The 20693-nt window shown below is 39.4% G+C and carries 11 protein-coding genes; all 11 read left to right on the top strand.

The features are described from left to right. Positions 1-3075: hypothetical protein (locus tag H4K35_RS05025; RefSeq protein WP_182626291.1), on the top strand; the 3075-nt coding region annotated here is incomplete at its 5' end. Between the two features lie 78 nt (positions 3076-3153). Then, entirely contained in the window at positions 3154-4470 is a 1317-nt protein-coding gene (locus H4K35_RS05020) for a gliding motility-associated C-terminal domain-containing protein (RefSeq protein WP_182626290.1), read from the top strand. Between the two features lie 11 nt (positions 4471-4481). Continuing rightward, positions 4482-5414 (top strand): type IX secretion system membrane protein PorP/SprF, encoded by a 933-nt coding sequence (locus H4K35_RS05015; RefSeq protein WP_182626289.1) that lies wholly within the window; start codon positions 4482-4484, stop codon positions 5412-5414. Positions 5415-5425: 11 nt separating this feature from the next. After that, positions 5426-7387 (top strand): OmpA family protein, encoded by a 1962-nt coding sequence (locus tag H4K35_RS05010; RefSeq protein WP_182626288.1) that lies wholly within the window; start codon positions 5426-5428, stop codon positions 7385-7387. Between the two features lie 998 nt (positions 7388-8385). Beyond that, on the top strand, positions 8386-11505 hold the full coding sequence (locus tag H4K35_RS05005) for a SusC/RagA family TonB-linked outer membrane protein (RefSeq protein ID WP_182626287.1): 3120 nt from the start codon (positions 8386-8388) through the stop codon (positions 11503-11505). Between the two features lie 9 nt (positions 11506-11514). Then, the gene (locus tag H4K35_RS05000; protein WP_182626286.1) at positions 11515-13185 is read left to right on the top strand and encodes a SusD/RagB family nutrient-binding outer membrane lipoprotein; all 1671 of its coding nucleotides are present in this window, start codon (positions 11515-11517) and stop codon (positions 13183-13185) included. Positions 13186-13365: 180 nt separating this feature from the next. Continuing rightward, the gene (locus H4K35_RS04995) at positions 13366-13869 is read left to right on the top strand and encodes a DUF2199 domain-containing protein (protein WP_182626285.1); all 504 of its coding nucleotides are present in this window, start codon (positions 13366-13368) and stop codon (positions 13867-13869) included. Positions 13870-13885: 16 nt separating this feature from the next. Then, a complete protein-coding gene (locus H4K35_RS04990) occupies positions 13886-14749 on the top strand; it encodes an AraC family transcriptional regulator (protein ID WP_182626284.1) in 864 nt (287 codons plus the stop codon). Positions 14750-14985: 236 nt separating this feature from the next. After that, on the top strand, positions 14986-16083 hold the full coding sequence (locus H4K35_RS04985; RefSeq protein ID WP_182626283.1) for an efflux RND transporter periplasmic adaptor subunit: 1098 nt from the start codon (positions 14986-14988) through the stop codon (positions 16081-16083). Between the two features lie 12 nt (positions 16084-16095). Further along, positions 16096-19254: an efflux RND transporter permease subunit gene (locus H4K35_RS04980; protein WP_182626282.1), complete on the top strand. Its 3159-nt coding sequence runs from the start codon at positions 16096-16098 to the stop codon at positions 19252-19254. A gap of 28 nt (positions 19255-19282) precedes the next feature. Beyond that, on the top strand, positions 19283-20674 hold the full coding sequence (locus tag H4K35_RS04975) for an efflux transporter outer membrane subunit (RefSeq protein ID WP_182626281.1): 1392 nt from the start codon (positions 19283-19285) through the stop codon (positions 20672-20674). Positions 20675-20693 lie beyond the last annotated feature (19 nt).

The following is a 20693-nucleotide window of genomic DNA, read 5'->3' as shown; positions in this document are numbered from 1 at the left end:
GCTTTAACAGAAGACGTAGTAAACAACATTACAAACAAAGGTGATGTTTACGATGCGATCATCCAGGTAATTACATCAAAAACTGACAGCTTAGTAGACTTAGGAAACGGTAAGTTCCAACACACTACAGTTGATGGAGATGTAGTTGAATTTGATATCAACACAGTAAACGTAGAAAAAGTAGTTGACGCAAACGGAAATACTTCATACATCTTCAAAGATGCAGCAGGAAACCCAATCACAACTATCGCTTTAACAGAAGACGTAGTAAATAACATTACAAACAAAGGTGATGTTTACGATGCGATCATCCAGGTAATTACATCAAAAACTGACAGCTTAGTAGACTTAGGAAACGGTAAGTTCCAACACACTACAGTTGATGGAGATGTAGTTGAATTTGATATCAACACAGTAAACGTAGAAAAAGTAGCTGACGCAAACGGAAATACTTCATACATCTTCAAAGATGCAGCAGGAAACCCAATCACAACTATTGCTTTAACAGCAGACGTAGTAAACAACATTACAAACAAAGGTGATATTTATGATGCCATTGTAAATGTTGTTGATGCTAATGAAACTTTAACGGTGTTGAGCTATGATATTAATGCTAATGCTTTAGTATACCAAGACGAAGAAGGTAAATCACATACTATTACCTTAAACAGTGGTGGAGTAACCTATGACGCAGATAAAAATGAGTTGACATATGTAGGCTCTGACAAACAAAGCAAGACGATTACGTTAAACAACACAAGTTTATCGTATGATGCGACAACAAGTATTTTGACGTATGTAAACTCACAAGGAGGAACACAAACGATTGATTTAAGTTCAGTGGTATCAGCTAATGAAACTTTAACGGTGTTGAGCTACAACATAGCTGAAAACAAATTGACGTATAAAGATGAAAGTGGAGTTGAAACTGCATTAAACTTAGGAACAGGATCTGTATCTTATGATTCAGCGACTAATACATTAACATATGTAGATGCAAAAGGTGTTTCACAAGACTTCACATTCAACGAAACAGGTTTAACATACGATGAGAATACGAATTCATTAACGTATAAGAATTCAAAAGGAGAATCTCAAACAATCAATTTAAGTGCATTGGTATCAGCTAATGAAACTTTAACGGTATTGAGCTACAACATAGCTGAAAACAAATTGACGTATAAAGATGAGAGTGGAGTTGAAACTGCATTAAACTTAGGAACAGGATCTGTATCTTATGATTCAGCGACTAATACATTAACGTATGTAGATGCAAAAGGTGTTTCAAAAGACTTCACATTCAACGAAACAGGTTTAACATACGATGAGAATACGAATTCATTAACGTATAAGAATTCAAAAGGAGAATCTCAAACAATCAATTTAAGTGCATTGGTATCAGCTAATGAAACTTTAACGGTATTGAGCTATGATATTCCTACTAATGCTTTAGTATACCAAGACGAGGAAGGTAAATCACATACTATTACCTTAAATAGTGGTGGAGTAACCTATGACGCAGATAAAAATGAGTTGACATATGTAGGCTCTGACAAACAAAGCAAGACGATTACGTTAAACAACACAAGTTTATCGTATGATGCGACAACAAGTATTTTGACGTATGTAAACTCACAAGGAGGTAAGCAAGAGATTAATCTTAATACGACAATCCATGAGAATACATCGAATGCATTGACTTTAACAGGTAATAAATTAACAAGTACTGTGAATGGAAAAGATGCATCAGTTGAATTATCAGAAGAGAACGTAGTTTCAACAAAAGGAATTACTTCAACGAGTATTACTGTTGGTGGAGAATCAAATGGAGCAAATGCTACGTTGAAAAATGTAACATTAGAAATCAAACCAGGTAATGTAAACCAAATCTTAGTTACTGGAGCAGATGGCAAAACAGCATGGGTAGATCAATCAACATTGACTAATGTAACTTTAGCTGGAGATGTAACTGGAAGTGCAGGTTCAAATGAAATCACTTCATTACAAGGTACTGAAGTTGAAACTAAAGGACAGAAAACAGAAGGTCAAGTATTGACATACCAAGGAGGTAAGTGGATTGCTGCTACACCTAACGTAGACGCAACTGCGGTGTCAAATGCTAAAGACTTAACTGCTGCTGACGGAACTGCTGCAACAATTGAAGTAGTAACTGGAGGAACTCAAGCTGTACTAGTTGAAACAAGCTTACGTGTGAAAGGGGAATCGATCACATCAAAAGAAATTCAAGATGGAAGTATTGCTACTGCTGACTTAGGAAGTAAAGTTGTTACTGCAGATAAATTAGGAGCTGAAGCTGCTGATGAAGGTAAAGTTCCTGTTGTACAAGCTGATGGATCTGTGGTTTATCAAAAAATAGCTGCAACGAATGTTGATGGTGAGGCGTTGACTTCAGCTAATGCTTTATTAACTGTTGATGGAGATGCTACTAGCTCTTTGTTAAAAGCAGTTAACTTAACAGTAAACGAAGCTGAATTCAACATTGAAAACATGAAAGGTAATCTTGCTGTTACTCGAATAGAAGCTGGTGCGGAAGGACAAATTCTAACTACTGTTGGAACAGGAGACCAAGCAAAAGCAGTTTGGACAGCTAAAGATAAATCAACTGTTGTAAAAGGAGCAACGTCTAATGTAGTAGTTACACAAGGCGCTGGTAATGAGGCAAACGAATATACAGTAGATGTAAAAGCAGCAATGCCAAAAGTATTCTACATGCCACCAGTAATGTTTGATACATCTAAAAAACACAATGATGTACAAACAAGAAACTTATACGAAGAGTATGTGTCCATGTTTGGAGGTTCAAATCCTGTTGTTGATACACCGATCGAGGGAACAAGACCAGGTTTAATTAAAAACAATAGTGCTGAAAAAGCAACAATTCCTACATTTGATGCTAAACAGTTAGACTTCTATGTAGCATATTATGATCCTGCTGTATTTGAGGGTGTTGCTGTGAGTGATGCTGGAGTATTGACGTACAAAATCAAGAAAAAAGCAAAATACGGTGCATTTATGACAGTAGTATTCGTAGTTAGAGATACGCCACGTCAGTAAATAGAAACTGGTAGATAGTAAAACCTGTGTTAGTCCTTTTGGATTAACACAGGACTTATAAAAGTAAGACTGTAAACTATGAAAAAAATATATATGAACCGTGTACTTCTTTTAAGCGTGTTAAGCGCCAGTGGAACTGTCTTTGCACAGTCCTCAAAAGAAGCTTTTGTCAATCAAGGTCAGTTGTCCGTTGCTACAGGAGGCGTTATTTCGACGATGTATAGTTTTGATAACCAAGAGGATGCTAAAGTTTTAAACGACGGTACGGCCTATTACTATCGCGATTTTAACAACGATGGATTTTATAGCTTCACTACGAATCGCAAAACAGGAAAAGCTGTTTTTACGCGTTACGAAAATGAGCAAGGTACACAACTGATTAGTGGAAGTTCGCTTTCTGAATTTCACTATGTCGAGTTGAATAACCCTACGCCTAAAAAGGCCTTTGATTTGAAAAACAATATGGACGTTCACGGTACGATGGACTTCTTAGATGGAATTATCATTGTAGATCCAACACTAGCGGAGGGGGAAAAAACACCCCTAGGGATGTTGAGCTTCCAACAAGGTGCTAAAGTTGCCAACGTTGATGATGCTTCCCATGCCGAAGGTCAAGTGGAGAAAATCGGTAATGAATCCTTCCAATACCCTAAAGGAGATCAGCAAATGTACCGCTATGCGCGTATCACTGCTCCTCAAACGGTAAAAGATGCCTTTGTAGGAGAATACCGCACCAAAGACGATGCCTTTTTCGAAGCAAGACCAACTACAGCAGGTGTAATCAAAGAACTTAACACGAGTGAATACTGGTTGTTAGACCGAGGAGCAGATACCAAGAGCGATATTTTATTGACCTTGAGCTGGGATGAACGTACAACTTTACCTGCTATGCTTGTGGATCCAGAGAATGAATTACACATCGTTCGTTGGGATGCAACCCAACAAATGTGGGTGGACGAAGGTGGTGTTGTCGATATGGCTTCAAAAGAAATCACTACCGTATCTGAAGTAAAAGGGTATGGGTTCTTTACCCTAGCAACGGTGAAGAAAGATTGGATTTTGGACGGAGATATCGTGATCTACAACTTAGTCACGCCAGATGGCGATGGTAAGAACGATTACTTTATCATTGATAACATCAAAAAATATCCAAACAATACCGTAGAGATTTACAACCGCTGGGGAGTAAAAGTATACGAAACTAAAGGATATGATACAAACGGAGACGGAAGTAGCAATGTATTTAGAGGATATTCAGAAGGCCGCGTAACTGTGGATAAGAGCAAAAAACTACCAAGTGGAACCTATTACTACGTTGTTACGTATGAATACACAGACAAAAACGGTAGTCGCATGATTAAGAAAGCTGCAAATTTACATTTGGAGTCTAATTAAATCAAAACTAGATGAAATTTAGAAACACAATACAGACGATTGTTCTTGGAGGTATAGGCTTGTTCAGCATGACACAAGCCTATGCACAACAAGATCCACAATATACCCAATACATGTATAATCATTCCAATATCAACCCTGCCTATGCTGGGAGTAGAGAAGGATTAAACATCTTTGGTTTGTACCGCACCCAATGGGTGGGACTAGAGGGAGCTCCTAAAACAGCTACCATATCTATGAATACCCCATTAGGTGATTCAGGATTAGGACTAGGCGTAAACTTCGTAAACGATCACCTTGGGGTGATGGATGACAATACGTTGTCGATTGATTTATCCTATGCCATTGATTTAAATTACGACTATAAGTTGGCCTTTGGATTGAAAGGATCGGCTAACTTATTGGATGTGAATTACAGTAAATTGCATATTTACAATCCTTCGGATCCCGTAGCAGAAGAGGATATCAAGAATAAATTCACCCCAAATATTGGAGCGGGATTATTCTTGTACTCGGATAAAGCTTATGTTGGATTATCGGCTCCGAACTTGTTGACTCGTTCGCGCTATAACGACAATGATGTGAAGACGCTACGCGAAAAAATACACCTATATGCAACAGGGGGCTATGTATTTGATTTGAATAGCAGCATCAAGTTTAAACCAGCAGCAATGGTAAAAATCGAACAAGGATCGCCTTTACAAGTGGACCTATCAGCCAACTTTATGTTTGTAGATAAGTTTACTGCGGGAATTGCATACCGTTGGGATGCAGCAGTAAGTGGTTTAGTTGGATTTCAAGTATCGGAAAATATCTTTGTGGGGTATAGCTACGATGCAGAAACAACCAAGTTGGCAAACTACAACTCAGGATCGCATGAGATCTTTATGCGTTTCACATTGTTTAACGGGTTTAAGCGTATAACAGCGCCGAGGTTCTTCTAAAAGATACAACTATGGTAAAACAGATCGTACAACTGGGGATTTTGAGTGCAGCTTTGAGCTTTAGCATTTCAGGATACAGCCAGATAAAAAAAGAAAAAACAGGAGATAAAAACTTTGATCGCTTAGCTTATGTCGATGCGATTAAAGTTTACGAACGCATAGCAGATAAAGGATATGTCAATACCTCTATCTTACAAAACTTAGCCGACGCTTACTATTTCAACGGAAAATTAGTCGAAGCAAATAAGTGGTATGCCGAGTTATTTGAAGGAACATATGACGATAAAGACACCTCTAAATTGTCTTCTGAATACTACTACCGCTATGCACAAACGCTAAAAGCAGTAGAAAACTACGCCAAGTCGCAAGAGCTATTAGAGCAGTTTGCTGCCCTAGAAAAAGAAGATTCTCGTACAGCCTTGTTCAACAAAAACCGCGATTACTTAGCACATATCGAAAATCATTCGGATCGCTATGACATTAGGTTGTTAGACTTGAACACGGAATACTCAGACTACGGAGGAACGATGATAGGCGACAAATTTGTGTTTACTTCTGCCCGCGCAACTGATCACCAAAACGGCAATCAAATTCACGCGTGGACAAACGAAAGTTTCACAAGTCTATACAGCTCAACTGTAGGTCAAAATGGATTTGAAGAACCTGTGCTTTTCGCAGAAGAAATCAACTCTAAAGTGAATGATGCAACAGCCGTTTTTACCAAAGATGGAAATACGATGTACTTTACGCGTAACAACTCCAAAGCAAGCGGTAAAAGCAAACAAAATAGAGATAAAACCTCGTTGTTGAAATTATACAAGGCAGTAAAGCAATCGGATGGGAAGTGGGGACTAGTAGAGGAATTACCGTTTAATTCGGATAATTTCAATACAGCCCATCCTGCTTTAACTCCTGATGGAAAATGGTTGTACTTTGTTTCCGATCGAAAGGGAACACTTGGACAATCTGATTTATTTCGCGTAGGCCTTTATGAAGATGGAACCTATGGGGAAGTTGAAAACCTTGGAAATTCAATTAATACAGAAGGAAGAGAAAGTTTTCCTTTTATCTCATCAGATAATCAATTGTATTTTTCTTCAGACGGTCACCCAGGATTAGGAGGAATGGATGTGTTTGTTGCTAAACTATATCCCAACGGCAGTTTTGGACCAGTGGTGAATATGGGAGCACCAATCAACAGCAGCCTAGATGATTTTGGATTTTATTTAGACCCAGCACAAGGAAAAGGATTCGTTAGTTCAAACCGAGCAGAAGGTAAAGGAGCTGATGATATCTACTTCCTAGCAGAAAAACCTTGTAAACAAAGTATAGAAGGAATCGTATATGATAAGGATACAAACGAAGTATTAGCCGATGCTTTAGTTGTTATTTCTGATGCCTTATATCAAAAATCCGATACTTTATACACAAATAGTAAAGGATATTATGTAACTTCGCTATTGGATTGTGGAAATAAATACCGCATTAAGGCAGAAAAAGCTTTATACAATACCGTAGAAGTAGCTTTTAATATCAATCGCGAACCAGGGGTTAAAACAGTGAATATCGGACTTGAGAAAACTGAAAAACCACTAGAAATAAACGATGACCTATTCAAAAAGCTACAATTACAACCGATTTACTTTGATTTTGATAAATCAAACATCCGCAGAGATGCCTCAATTGAGTTGATGAAAGTAGTGGAAGTAATGAAGGAGTACCCAAGCATGAAGCTTGATGTACGTTCACATACGGATAGTAGAGGAAACGATGCATACAATATGCAGTTATCCGATCGCCGTGTGAAATCAACTATTAAGTGGATGATCGAGCAAGGTATTGATCCAGGTCGTTTAACAGGTCGTGGTTATGGAGAGAGTCAGTTACAAAACAAATGTAGCAACGGCGTACCATGTACGGCAGAAGAGCACCAGTTAAATAGACGTAGTGAGTTCATTATTTTAGAAATGTAACACACAAGTAAACAACAAAACAATTTTTTTTCGATAATCCTGCTGTAGGATTTTAAACAAGCAGCACTAAGCCCAGAAGAGGGTGTCCGAAAGGGCACCCTCTTTCTTTTGTATTACTATGTCCCTGTCTGTAGGTCGAACAAAGACCCTAATCATGTTCAACCAAAAAAAAAGAACAAACTGTAACGGGCAAACTAGGAGTAGAATTACTACTTTCCGCCTATGCATCCCCAATAACCCTGTCTTGTTAGTGATAATAGTTACTCTCCCTTTTTACAATCCTTCCTTGCCATGTACTTGCTACAGGAAAACGCTACAAACCTAAGCAAGTTGAAACGAATCTGAAATACCCCTTTCCCATATTTACCTTTATTTGGCCTACATAGGCATAAATTACCATTATTGTTCCTATGTAAAAATCGTACGGTCGTTATAATCAGGTTATTATACTGCTTTGTTTTAGTTTTGTTCGATACTCCTTCGGTAATTGTTCGGAAATACAGGGGTTAGACGCATTTTTACCGAAGGTGACTCGAAGGAGACCCGAACAAAACCCAAAGGATTTGCTTGTATTGTAAAGTACTCAACACTTCTTTTTCGTCTACATTCAGATAAAAACAGGGTATTTAACTCGCATATCATGGCTTTGAGAGGACGTGACAACCGAAAAAAGACCTGAAATTTCACCCAATTATCTTCCTTATTTGACTGTATAAGACAGCATTTCCTACTTTAAGAAAACAAATAAATTAACAAACTCAACAGGAAATGCACCTAAATAACACCATATCCATTAGTTAATGTTTTATTAATATTTAGGGTTTTTTTAGCTTATGGCTAAATGTTTACCCTTATAAATAGTTGAATAATATAAGCTATAACTCGTTGAATTTTAATTCTATACTTTTGAATTTAGTCCCGAAATCACTTGTTTGTTTTTTTAAATTATTATAGATAACGGTAGGTTAATTTTGATTAATAAACTAATCAAATACATAATGAATTTAAAATTAAGGTACCTCTATCTCAGTGTATTGTGCTTGTTTTTTCAGCTTGCACATGCACAAGAAAAAGAACTCTCCGGAGTTGTAACAGATGAAGGGATGGCCTTACCAGGTGTTACTGTAATCATTCAAGGCACTCAACAAGGCACCCAAACGGATCTGGATGGAAAGTATAGCATTAAGGTAAAAAAAGGCGACACCGTCGTATTTTCCTTTATTGGTATGAAAGACGTACAGTACAAGGTTACCGATCAAAAGGTTTTCAATGTACAACTTGTGCCCACAGAACATATGCTGACCGAAGTGGTAGTTACCGCGTTAGGTATTAAGCGAGACAAGAAGAAATTAGGGTATTCCTCTCAAGAAGTTTCAGGTGAACATATAGCTGAAGCAGGGCAGACCAACGCAATCAATGCCCTTTCTGGTAATGTAGCAGGCTTGCAAGTAACTGCCCCTTCTACCATGGGGGGATCGACGCGCATTCTCCTCAGAGGGGTTAAGTCCGTTGTGGGCAATAACCTGCCTTTGATTGTCGTTGATGGTATTCCCCTGGACAACAGCAACTATGCGAATGAAGACATGCAACGTGGTTCTGGTGGACGTGACTATGGAGACGGTTCAGCAGATATTAACCCTGATGATATTGAAACAGTAACCGTCTTAAAAGGGGGGCCTGCTTCCGCCCTTTATGGAAATCGAGGCGGAAATGGCGTGATTATCTATACCACTAAGTCCGCAAAAGATGGGCGAACTGCCATTGAATTTAATACCGGACTCTCGTTTGAAACCGTTAATATAATGCCCAAACTGCAACAACAGTATGGTGGTGGATCAACCTCAACCTTTAGACAACAAGAAATTAACGGAAAAATATACAATATTGCTGAATATAACCTCGATGAAAGTTGGGGACCCAAATTTGACGGGACACCCTATTTGCCATGGAATGCTTTTGACCCAGAATTCCCCGCAGATTATATGAAAGAAGTGCCTTGGGAGAAATCCAAACACGATGTTCAAACTTTCTTTAAAACGGGAGTAACCTACAATCAGTCCGTTTCAATTGCTAAATCCTTCAAAACAAGCAATATTCGAATGGGATTTAACAACAATGTAACCGAGGGAATCGTTCCCAATTCCAAACTACAGCGCAACAATTTGACCATCAATGCCTCCACAGCATTAAGTGATAACCTCAAAGCTGAAGCCAATGTTACCTACGTGAGAACCAAAGGGTTTAACCGACCTGAAATAGGCTATGGCGATAATTCAGTCGCAGAGCGCTTTTTTCAATGGGGACAACGTCAACTCGACTTCGAGACTTTAAAAGACTACAAACTCGCAAACGGCAATCAACGCTCTTGGAATCGAACCGCCTGGGATAGTGGAATTCCCGCCTATTCCGATAACCCTTATTGGGTGGTCTATGAAAATTTATCAGAGGATATTCGAAACCGCCTCTATGGAAATGTAAAGTTGACCTATAACTTCTCAGATAAAGTCTATGTAGTGGGAACCGCCTATGGAGATCGCTATAATTTGAACATTGAAGAACGCGTGGCTGTCGGCTCCCAAAGCACTTCCTCTTATTTGGTTTCCAGACGCGCTGGCTCAGAATACAACTATGAAGGGCGTTTACACTACGATGATACCTTCGGATCCCTAGGTGTTAATGCCTTTGTCGGAGTGAATAGAAGTGAAAAAAGAGCCGATTTCTTACAAGGTGAAACTGTAGGAGGACTGAATCTTCCCAATTTGTACAACCTAAACAATAGCGTAGCAACAGCTAAATCCATCAATGACTTTTCACATGCGCGCACCAATTCTGTCTTTGGTTCTGCTAGTGTCAATTATCTTGAAACTGCTTTCCTCGAAGGAACAATTCGTACGGATTGGTTTTCAACAGTAAAAAAATCCGTAACCTATCCCTCCTTAACGGGAACGTTTATCTTTTCAAACGTTTTGAATGAGGTGGATTGGTTGAGCTTTGGTAAAATACGCCTTGGCTGGGCACAAGTAGGGAATGATACTGAGGCCTATCGCACAAAAGATTACTACAATGTCATCGGCCCTTTTTTAGGAGATCCCTCTTATGGATTAGAAGATACAGCCAACAACCCAGATTTAAAACCAGAGCTGATGACAACCAAAGAGATTGGTATTGAGGCCGCATTCTTAAAGAATCGAATCGGATTTGAGCTGTCTTATTATGAAATTGACACCAAAGACCTTATCACTAAAGTGCAATACGATGCGGCTACAGGATATGCATACCGCTGGATGAATGCCGGTGATATGAGCAACAAAGGAATTGAAGCAACACTGAATATAACACCCGTAAAAACCGCCGATTTCTCCTGGCAAATCACCTGGAATGTGGCAAAAAATCGAAACAAATTAGTCCGATTGGCTGAAGGCGTTGAGTCAGTTGAAATTGCAAGAGCGCCATTTCGAGTGTCCTTACAAGGGAAAATAGGGGAAATATACGGGCAAATCTACGGTACAGATTACGTATATGATGCCAATGGAAACAAAGTTATAGGAGAAGATGGATTGTATAAAGCCACAGAAGTGAAAGCTTTGGGATCCTATCTGCCCGATTACAACATGGGAATACGCAACAGTTTCCGCTATAAAAACTTCAACCTAGGATTTCTCATTGATATCCAAAAAGGAGGCAAGTACTTCTCTACAACACATATGTATGGGATGTATTCCGGTATGTTAGAAGAAACAGCCAAAGGAGGTATTCGCGAAGCAGGGTTGATCTTGGATGGCGTAACCGAAGACGGAGCGAAAAACGACCAAAGAATTAGTGCAGTAGATTGGGCAAAAGGCTTTAATACAACCGTAGATGCACAAAATGTATTTGATGCCGACTACGTTAAACTACGCGAAATAACCTTAGCCTATGATCTACCTGTGAAGTGGATTGGCCCTTTTCACGGCGTGACAATCTCTCTATTTGCCAGAAACTTGTTTAGTTGGAATCTCGCTTGGAATGGTATGGACCCTGAAATGGCTTCCTACGCCAGTGGAAATATCCAAGCTATCGAAGGTGCTTCTCTACCCTCTACACGCTCGTATGGGATGAACGTTAAATTCAAATTATAATCAATACCTATGAAAAAATATACCTTCTCCTGGGCGCTTGTAGTACTGCTTTTTCTAGTTACAAGTTGTGATAGTGATTTGGAACAAATCAACATCGATCCCAATAAGCCCCTAGAAGTAACAACCAATGGATTATTTAACAATACCAATAGAACGCTGATGACTAATACCCGTAGGGGAATGCCCTCCGGACGTATGGCATTGCCCTGGGTACAGTATTCCGCTCAACGAAATTATACCGCAGAAGATCGCTATCAGTTTAGAGGCGAAGTCAACAACAGCCTCTATAAAAATATTTTTCTAGCAGTGAAAGGATACAAGGAAATTATTGATATTGTGACAAATCCTGCGAATGAAGCAAAAGTTAAAACGTATGGAGACCCCGCTAATCAACTAGCAGCTGCGCGTATTATGATTGCGTATGCCCAACTGCAACTGGTCGATATGTATGGCGATGTTCCCTACTACTCCTACGGAACAAAAGATGCCGACTTCCAGGCAATGACCCTGGGAACTGCATCGGAAATAGCCACGCCCGTATTTGCCCCTCAGGAAAAAATATACACCGATCTCATGCAGGAGCTAAAAGATGCTGCAGCATCCTTAAATATGAATGCAGATCAAGTCTTCTCATCGGGTGACTTCCTCTTTGGCTCTCCCTTAAAACTCAAAAAATTTGCCAATTCCCTTCGATTGAGAATTGCCAATCGCCTCAAAGATGTCCTGCCGAGCGCTAGAGAACATATTGCAGACTTAAGCAGCCATGTAGAGGAATTAATGCAGTCAAACGACGATAACGTGGGACAGGCTTACCAAAATGATAGAGTGAGACCTTCTCCTTTTTATTTTGATGCTTTTATAGACAAAAGAAACGATTTTTCGCCCGCTAATACCTTCGTAGAACTACTCAAAGGAGAATCCAAAACAAAGCGAACCAATCCTTTCGCTGGGGTGCTAGATCCGCGTTTGTTTAAAATGGTCGCGCCAATTAGTCAATTGCTAAAAGACGAGGAAAGTGGAAAAGAAGTAGAAACGACTTTAGCCTTTTTTTACGACTCCTCAAAAGCTGCTCCTTGTATTGAAAAAAACGACTACGTCGATCGAACCGCTGATTTCTACTACGGAATGCCCATCGGAGTTACGGATGATTACACTGGAAGTCAAGCAGATTATGCTTCTCAATTTAGCGGTACGATTTACAACGCAGACCATACAGAGATCCTCATGGAATATGCTGAAGTTGCATTCATCCTAGCTGAATTAGGCATAAATCCTCAAGAAAACTATAAGAATGGAATTCGAGCGTCTATGCAAAAATGGCAGGTAACAACAACAGATCAAGACACATATTTAGCTCAAGTCAATACAGTAAACCTAGAAAATATACTCACGCAAAAATACATTGCCTTGTATATGCAACCGTATGAAGCTTGGGCAGAATACAGAAGAACAAATTACCCTAAAACACTCTTGCTCCCTGGTGAAACACATGAATTGCGTGTGCCTGGACCTCAAAAACAAACGGAATATACCTTCGTACCCTTCTTTGGATTGACCGACTTACCAGCGCGAATCACCTATCCAACTGATCTTAATTTGATCAATAAGGCGAATAAGGATGCCGCCGCAGCTCGAATGGGAGGGGATCAAATGAATACCAAACTAATTTGGGCAAAATAATACACTTGCATAGTAATTAATGAAAATAGGATGCTCTCTGAGTGTCCTGTTTTTTTATATTCCTCCTCCAATTGACTGCGAAGCATACCCCGTCATTTTTTATAGATCTGAAAATTGCACAAGCAACAAACCTCATCCCGCCATCTTCTAATTTTTTCGTACTATTGTAAAAAAAAACAAATGCTATTTACTTGTACAGATTGTGGAAAAGAACATGAAAGTTGGCCTGCCTTAGCTTATCCAACACCATTGAGCTATGCGCAATTAACCGATGCTGAAAAAGAAAATGCTGAAGTAACCAGCGACTTTTGTGCTATCATTCAGCCAGATCAAACCTACTATTTCATTCGCGTTGTCTTGATTCAAACCGTAGTTGATGCTTGTCAGGATTTGGACTATGGCGTATGGGTGTCAGTAAGTGAAAAGAGCTTCAAAGAATATTACGAGAATTTTGACAATAAATCCTTTAAAGCAACCTATTTTGGCTGGTTGAATAACCATATAGCTCCTTATGATTTTGATACCTGTATTCAAATAGGTACCAATGTGGAAGTAGATAATGAAAAAGGCCGACCGTTTATCTATTTACACCATAAGGAAGGAAATGAATTGCTGAACGATTTTTACCAAGGCATTACCGAAAAAGAAGCGCTAGCGCGAATTAACGCTACCTTGAAAAAATAATACAAAACCAATGTAGATGAAGCAGATTAAATGGGAAACCTTAGATCGATTGAAACAAAATTTTGCTGAATTTGATTCACAAGATCGCTATATCTATATGCCTATTATTAATTTAGACTACTATCCCGCAGAACCCTATCGGTCTAATTATTACGGAATTGGACTACTTGAAGAAGGGGAAATTACCTTTCACATTGATCTTACGGAATTTCACGTACAAGCACCTGCCATTATTTTTGCAGATACCACTTCCATTAAGCGATGGGATAAAACTAGACCAACCTATGAAATGGAAACTATTTTGTTTGGGGAAGACTTTTTACACGATAAATTAGTTGAAAACAATGTACTAACTGCGTTCTCAGACTTATCGAGCTTAGGCGGATGCGTTTCTCAATTGTCTCAAGACGAATTTAGCAATTTTAAAACCCTTTTTCGCGTTATTGAACACGCAAACAAAGTCGGCACTTCTCAGCACTTAGAAGTGATCCGCGGAGTCGTCTACAGCATGGTGAATGAGATTGCCTACCTCTATGAAAAGTATGGAAATAAAACAAAAACAGCAAATACCATAGAGTTGCGGTTCAGAGAAGCAGTTGCAAAACACTGTAAAAAAGAGCGAAGTGTAATTTTTTATGCGGATCACCTTCATCTACATCCAAAGTATTTAAGTCAAGTGATTTCTGCTGAAACTGGGTTAACAGCAAGTGAATGGATTCAAAACCAAGTAGTCCTTGAAGCCAAAATACTGCTACAAGACAGTTCCTTATCCATCAATGCCGTCGCAGAAAATTTGAATTTTCCAGATGCAAGTACCTTTAGTAAATACTTTAAACGTTACGAAGGCATGACACCAAAACAATATCGCAACGCTTTCTAATAGTAACATATACCTTAACCTGACTATTCTGTAACGAACCTTTCGACTATTTATTGCGCTTTATACTTCTTTAAAAAGAGTATAATCTTACCTTTTGACAATTAAACCTGCTTTTTAGCCCTTTATTGGGTAGTTGGTGTAGAATACATTTGTACACGCAATCAGAAGATGTACTTCTGATGATTAGATCAAATAAAAACCGACTACTTATGCATGTATTGTCAAAATTTATGTGGATGCTTTGTCTACTTTCTCTTGTGTCTTCCTGTAAAAAGAATACAGAACAAGGAGGATGGGGGACAATGCCTAATGAAGGAAGTTTCCCTTTGCAAACCATTCAAAAAGAAAAGGCTATCGTCTATACTTCCTATCCTGCAACAATAAGGGGAATTCGAGATATTGAAATCAGACCCAAAATAGAAGGGTATATTGAATCAATATTTGTGGATGAAGGACAATGGGTGACCAAAGGACAGGCCTTATTTACACTTTATGCTCCACAATATGCAGAGGAAAACCAAGCGGCTCAAGCGAAGCTCAACGAAGCGGAGGCAGCAGTGAGTCAAGCGCAATTGCAAGTGGAAAAGACAAAACCTCTTGTAGAAGAGGGAATTATCAGTCCATTTGAATTGAAAACCGCGACTTTAGATCTGAAGAGCAAACAAGCGTTTTTGGCTCAAGTGCAAGCTGAGCGTAACATTAGCAAAAGTAATGCTGCTTATACTACAATTACTGCTCCTTTTGATGGCTACGTTGGCTTATTGCCATATAAACAAGGGGCACTAGTGAATACACAAACGCAACTACCGCTGACGGTGTTATCTGATATTTCGACGATCAGTGCCTATTTCTCAATGAGTGAAAAACAGTATTTAGCCTTGGCTCAACAAGCGCATAATCAAGCGTTATTGCCCTATGTTCAAGCAATGGCTACCGTTGAATTACAGCTGTCCGATCAACAACTATTTGATCAGCAAGGATCTATTACTGCCATTAGTGGACAGCTTGACTTACAAACAGGGAGTATTCAAGTGAGAGCGGCATTTCCCAATCCTCATCAGCTAGTGCGAAGTGGAAGTACAGGAGTGATTCGATTAAAATACGAAATGGAACAGGCATTAGTTATCCCCCAATTAGCCACCTTCGATATACAAGGCAAGCGCTTTGTGTATATCGTCAATACAGAAAATGTAATTGAAAGCAGAGAAATTAAGCTTTTAGAGCATCAACCTTCGAGTGATTCCTTTATTGTAGTAGACGGAATTAAAGAAGGTGACGTAATTATTGCTGATCAAATTGGCGGAGCGAAAGAAGGAATGAAAGTAGTGAATTAAACAGAAGATAGTATGCTTAAAAAATGTATAGAAAATCCAGTATTGTCAACCGTAATTTCCATTATAATTGTCATACTTGGACTGTTGGGATTGTCTGAACTACCCATTACACAATATCCTGAAATTGCCCCGCCAACGGTACAAGTCGCTGCAAATTACCAAGGAGCAAATGCAGAAGCTGTAATGAAAAGTGTGATAACGCCACTTGAAGAAGAAATTAATGGAGTGGAACATATGGCGTATATGAGTTCAAAAGCGAGTAACGACGGCTCTGCAGTAATAACCATTACCTTTGATCAAGGTACGGATTCAGATATGGCTGCCGTTAACGTCCAAAACAGAGTGAGCCAAGCCTTGAGCCAATTGCCAGAAGAAGTAGTAAAACAAGGTGTAACGACAACAAAAAAGTTAAGTAGTGAAATTTTTAGCTTTTTATTTTACAGTACAGATGATCGCTATGATCAGACTTTTCTTGAAAACTATGCTCGCATTAATATTCTACCACAACTCAAACGAATTAACGGAGTAGGGGAAGCCTCTATTTATGGAGGTATGGATTACAGCATGCGCATTTGGCTTAAACCCAAAGAAATGGCCAATTACGGTTTAACTCCTTTAGATGTTAAGCAAGCATTACACGAGCAAAATATTGAAGCTGCTCCAGGAAAAGTTGGAGAAAATAGTAAACAAAGCTTCCAATATGTCTTGAAATATACTGGACGATTAGAAACAGCAGAACAATTTGGAGCTATCGTTATTCGCGCTGAAGCTGATGGACGCGTGTTGAGGCTAAGAGATATTGCTGAAATCGAATTAGGAGCTTATTCCTACGCTATGTCTATTACAGCTTATGGCAAAAAAGGAACTTATATTGCGGTGAGTCAAACTGCAGGGTCCAATGCCTATGATATTATTAAACAAAGTGAGGAAATTTTACAGCAAGCCCAACAAAATCTTCCGCCAGCTACTGCTTTTGAAGTTTATGCTAATTCGAATGATTTCTTACTAGCTTCTTTGTCTAAATTGATCGCTACATTGATCGAAGCATTTGTGCTAGTTTTTATTGTTGTGTTGGTGTTTTTACAAGATTGGCGTTCTACGTTAATACCCGCTATTGCAGTACCTGTCGCTTGTATTGGAACGTTCTTTTTTCTCAACTTGTTTGGCTTTACCATCAACTTACTAACGCTGTTTGCTTTAGTATTATCTATTGGTATCGTGGTCGATGACGCTATTATTGTGGTCGAAGCTGTACACGCCAAACTATATGAAGGGGCTACCAATGCCAAAGTAGCTACGCTAAATGCAATGAGTGAGTTAACTACGGCTATTGTATCCATTACACTTGTGATGTCTGCCGTTTTCATACCTGTAACTTTTATCAAAGGATCTGTGGGTGTATTTTACAAAGAATTTGGCATTACTTTAGCGGTAGCCATCTTAATTTCAGCCGTTAATGCCTTAACGTTAAGTCCCGCTTTATGTGTCTTACTATTAAAGCCAGAACCTCAAACAGGAGGGAAGAGAGAAGGAAGCAAACAAGGGTGGATTCCGCGTTTTAAAACAGCGTTTAACAGCAGTTTTGATCGCCTCACTGGACGCTATGTAGCCATTTTACACCTTCTCAATAAAAAGAAAATTATTGTGCTCTTTGGTGTACTCTTTTTCGGTTGTCTTTTTGCTTACTTAGCTAAGACCACACCAACAGGCTTTGTTCCTAATGAGGATAGTGCTTCTATTTATGGAAATATCATTTTATCTCCCTCAACTTCTCTAGAAGAAACCGAGTATATCGCCAATCAAATTGACAGTATTGCAAGTACAATTCCAGAAGTGAAATTCACCTCTCTTTTGTCAGGAATGGACTTTTTTAGTGGAAATGGGAGTTCATATGCGGTGCTCTTTGTCAAACTTAAACACTGGAAAGAACGCCCTAACAAAGAGCAGGATATCCACCATGTCGTACAGGAATTATTTGCAAAAACGGCTCACCTAAAACAAGCGCAAATCGTCTTTTTTGCAGGCCCCACTTTACAAGGGTTTGGAAATAGTGCTGGATTTGAAGTTCAACTGCAAGACAAAACAGGTGAAGGCGATTATGCTCTATTTGAATCGCGTATTGGTGCATTTTTACAAGCCCTGAATCAACGCCCTGAAATTAGCTATGCCACTTCTTCTTATAACACTAATTTCCCTCAGTATGAAGTTGCTGTTCAAGTAGAAAAAGCAATGGCAGCAGGTATTGAAGTGACCGAAATACTAACGACTTTACAAGGCTATTTAGGCGGAATTTACGCAACTAATTTTAATCGTTTTGGCAAGCAGTATAAAGTCGTGATGCAAGCAGATCCCAAATACAGAGAGAATATAGAAGCGATAGAGCACTTATACGTCAAAAACAACTTGGGTCAAATGGCTCCCATTACAGCTTTTGTGGAACTCAAAAAGGTGTATGGCCCTGAATTTTTAACGCGATTTAACCTGTATAATTCAGCCTATGTCAACGGAAGTCCAAATGAAGGATACAGCTCGGGTGATGCTATTCGCGCTATAGAAGAAGTGGCCGCTCAAACATTGCCAAAAGATTACGGCTTTGAATACACGGGATTATCAAGAGAGGAACGCTCAAGTGGCAATCAAACCCTTCTGATTTTCGCCTTGTCTATTGTCTTTGTTTACTTTTTGTTAAGTGCTCAGTTTAAAAGCTATATTACCCCACTGGCCGTCCTTTTTTCGTTGCCAATTGGATTAGCAGGGGCCTTTATATTTGCTCAATTGTTCGGGATTGAAAATAACATCTTTCTGCAAATTAGCTTAATTATGCTTATTGGACTTCTGGCTAAAAACGCAATTTTAATTGTTGAATTTGCGCTCCAACGCAGATCGAGTGGCTTGTCTTTGGTACAAGCAGCAATTGAGGGGGCTAAAGTGAGGTTGCGTCCTATCTTAATGACGTCTTTTGCTTTTATTTTCGGCTTACTTCCTTTAGTAATGGCTTCAGGTGCAGGTGCATGGAGTAATAAATCTATCGGTACTGCCGCTGTAGGTGGAATGCTCATTGGAACTGTATTAGGGGTATTGGCGATTCCCACGCTCTTTGTCTTTTTCCAAGGAATGCAAGAACGATTCAGTGGCCAAACTCCTCAGCCTAGTGAACAAGAACACCTTTAAATGTCATGTTGAATTGAAAATCAAGAAAATGAAACCAATCTATCAATATATATGGGCGTTAGGGGGTATTACACTCGCGCTATCCTGTCAATCAGCAAAAGAAGTATATCCAGGTCAACAGCAAGTGGAAGTTGCTTATCGAAATGAGATAGCTACTGACTCTTCTTCTGTCGCTACCTTGCCTTGGCAGGAATTCTTCCAAGATGACTATGTCAAATGCCTAATCGAAGAAGGAATAGCAAATAATTTAGACCTCAAGATAGGATTGACGCGTATCGATGCAGCACAAGCAGTTGTCTCCCAGGCAAAGGCCTCCTTTTTACCAGATGTAAATGTAGGGGGATCGCTGCAACGAACAAGAGCGTCTTATCCTCAAAGCTTTGGATTCTTTAAGTATGCTACCCTTCACGAAGTAGCAGCAACAAGTACATGGGAACTCGACATATGGGGAAAGCTAGCGAGTAGTAAACGATCAGCCTATTACCAATTGATAAAAACGAAAGCTGCGAAGCAGGCAATACAAACGCAGCTTGTTGCGCAAATTGCCCATTACTATTACGAGCTGTTACTTCTGGATAAGCAACTCCGTATTGTGGAGCGAACGCTTGAAAATCGAGCGCAAGACGTCTCAACCATGAAGCAACTAAAAAAGGCTAATCTCACTACAGAAGCTGCCGTAGTTCAAAGCGAGGCAAATTACCTCGATGCCCAAATTACACGTCCTGCCATCCAAAAACAAATACAAGAAGTAGAAAATGCTTTGAGTATTTTACTGGGAAGAACAGGAGGAACAATAGAAAGAGGAACAATAGAAGAGCAACTTCCACCTTCACAGATGAAAGTAGGCGTTCCTGCTCAATTGTTGCAAAATCGCCCTGATGTTCGCGTAGAGGAATTGGCCTTAGCGGCCTATTTTGAAGATGTAAAAGTGGCTAAGCGATCCTTTTACCCTAGCATAACTATCAATGCTTCCGTTGGATATTCTAGCTATGATGTGAAAGAGTGGTTTACACCCACCGGATTGTTTGCACAGTTAACTGCGGGATTGTTGCAACCCATCTTTGGCAAACGTCAAAATCAAACCAAGTTAGCTGTAGCCAAGGCTACCTATCAAGAGCAGATCTACCGTTTTCAACAAAAAGTATTGGAGGCAAGTAAGGAAGTATCAAATGCTTTATTGGCGTATGAAATAGCAGATGAACAACAGCAACTCCGCCAAAAACAAGTAGAAAAATTAGCCTTAGCTGTGGATTATACCAAAAAGTTGATGCTGTATAACCAAAAGACTACGTATACAGATGTATTAACTTCTGAGCAGGCATACCTCTATGCCGAATTGGAAATGGCCCATAACGAACTGGAAAAATGGTTAGCGACCATACAACTATATCGCTCCTTAGGAGGGGGATGGCTGCCGTAACACCTAATCCCTTACTTCT

The sequence above is a fragment of the Myroides sp. NP-2 genome (assembly GCF_014145665.1).
In the GTDB taxonomy this organism is placed as follows: domain Bacteria; phylum Bacteroidota; class Bacteroidia; order Flavobacteriales; family Flavobacteriaceae; genus Flavobacterium.
This window is presented reverse-complemented; position numbering and strand designations above follow the sequence as displayed.

Coding starts and splice junctions, on each gene's coding strand:
- H4K35_RS05000 (WP_182626286.1), top strand. CDS start 11,515: ATGAAAAAATATACCTTCTCCTGGGCGCTTGTAGTACTGCTTTTTCTA.
- H4K35_RS05010 (WP_182626288.1), top strand. CDS start 5,426: ATGGTAAAACAGATCGTACAACTGGGGATTTTGAGTGCAGCTTTGAGC.
- H4K35_RS04990 (WP_182626284.1), top strand. CDS start 13,886: ATGAAGCAGATTAAATGGGAAACCTTAGATCGATTGAAACAAAATTTT.
- H4K35_RS05020 (WP_182626290.1), top strand. CDS start 3,154: ATGAAAAAAATATATATGAACCGTGTACTTCTTTTAAGCGTGTTAAGC.
- H4K35_RS04985 (WP_182626283.1), top strand. CDS start 14,986: ATGCTTTGTCTACTTTCTCTTGTGTCTTCCTGTAAAAAGAATACAGAA.
- H4K35_RS04975 (WP_182626281.1), top strand. CDS start 19,283: ATGAAACCAATCTATCAATATATATGGGCGTTAGGGGGTATTACACTC.
- H4K35_RS05005 (WP_182626287.1), top strand. CDS start 8,386: ATGAATTTAAAATTAAGGTACCTCTATCTCAGTGTATTGTGCTTGTTT.
- H4K35_RS04995 (WP_182626285.1), top strand. CDS start 13,366: ATGCTATTTACTTGTACAGATTGTGGAAAAGAACATGAAAGTTGGCCT.
- H4K35_RS05015 (WP_182626289.1), top strand. CDS start 4,482: ATGAAATTTAGAAACACAATACAGACGATTGTTCTTGGAGGTATAGGC.
- H4K35_RS04980 (WP_182626282.1), top strand. CDS start 16,096: ATGCTTAAAAAATGTATAGAAAATCCAGTATTGTCAACCGTAATTTCC.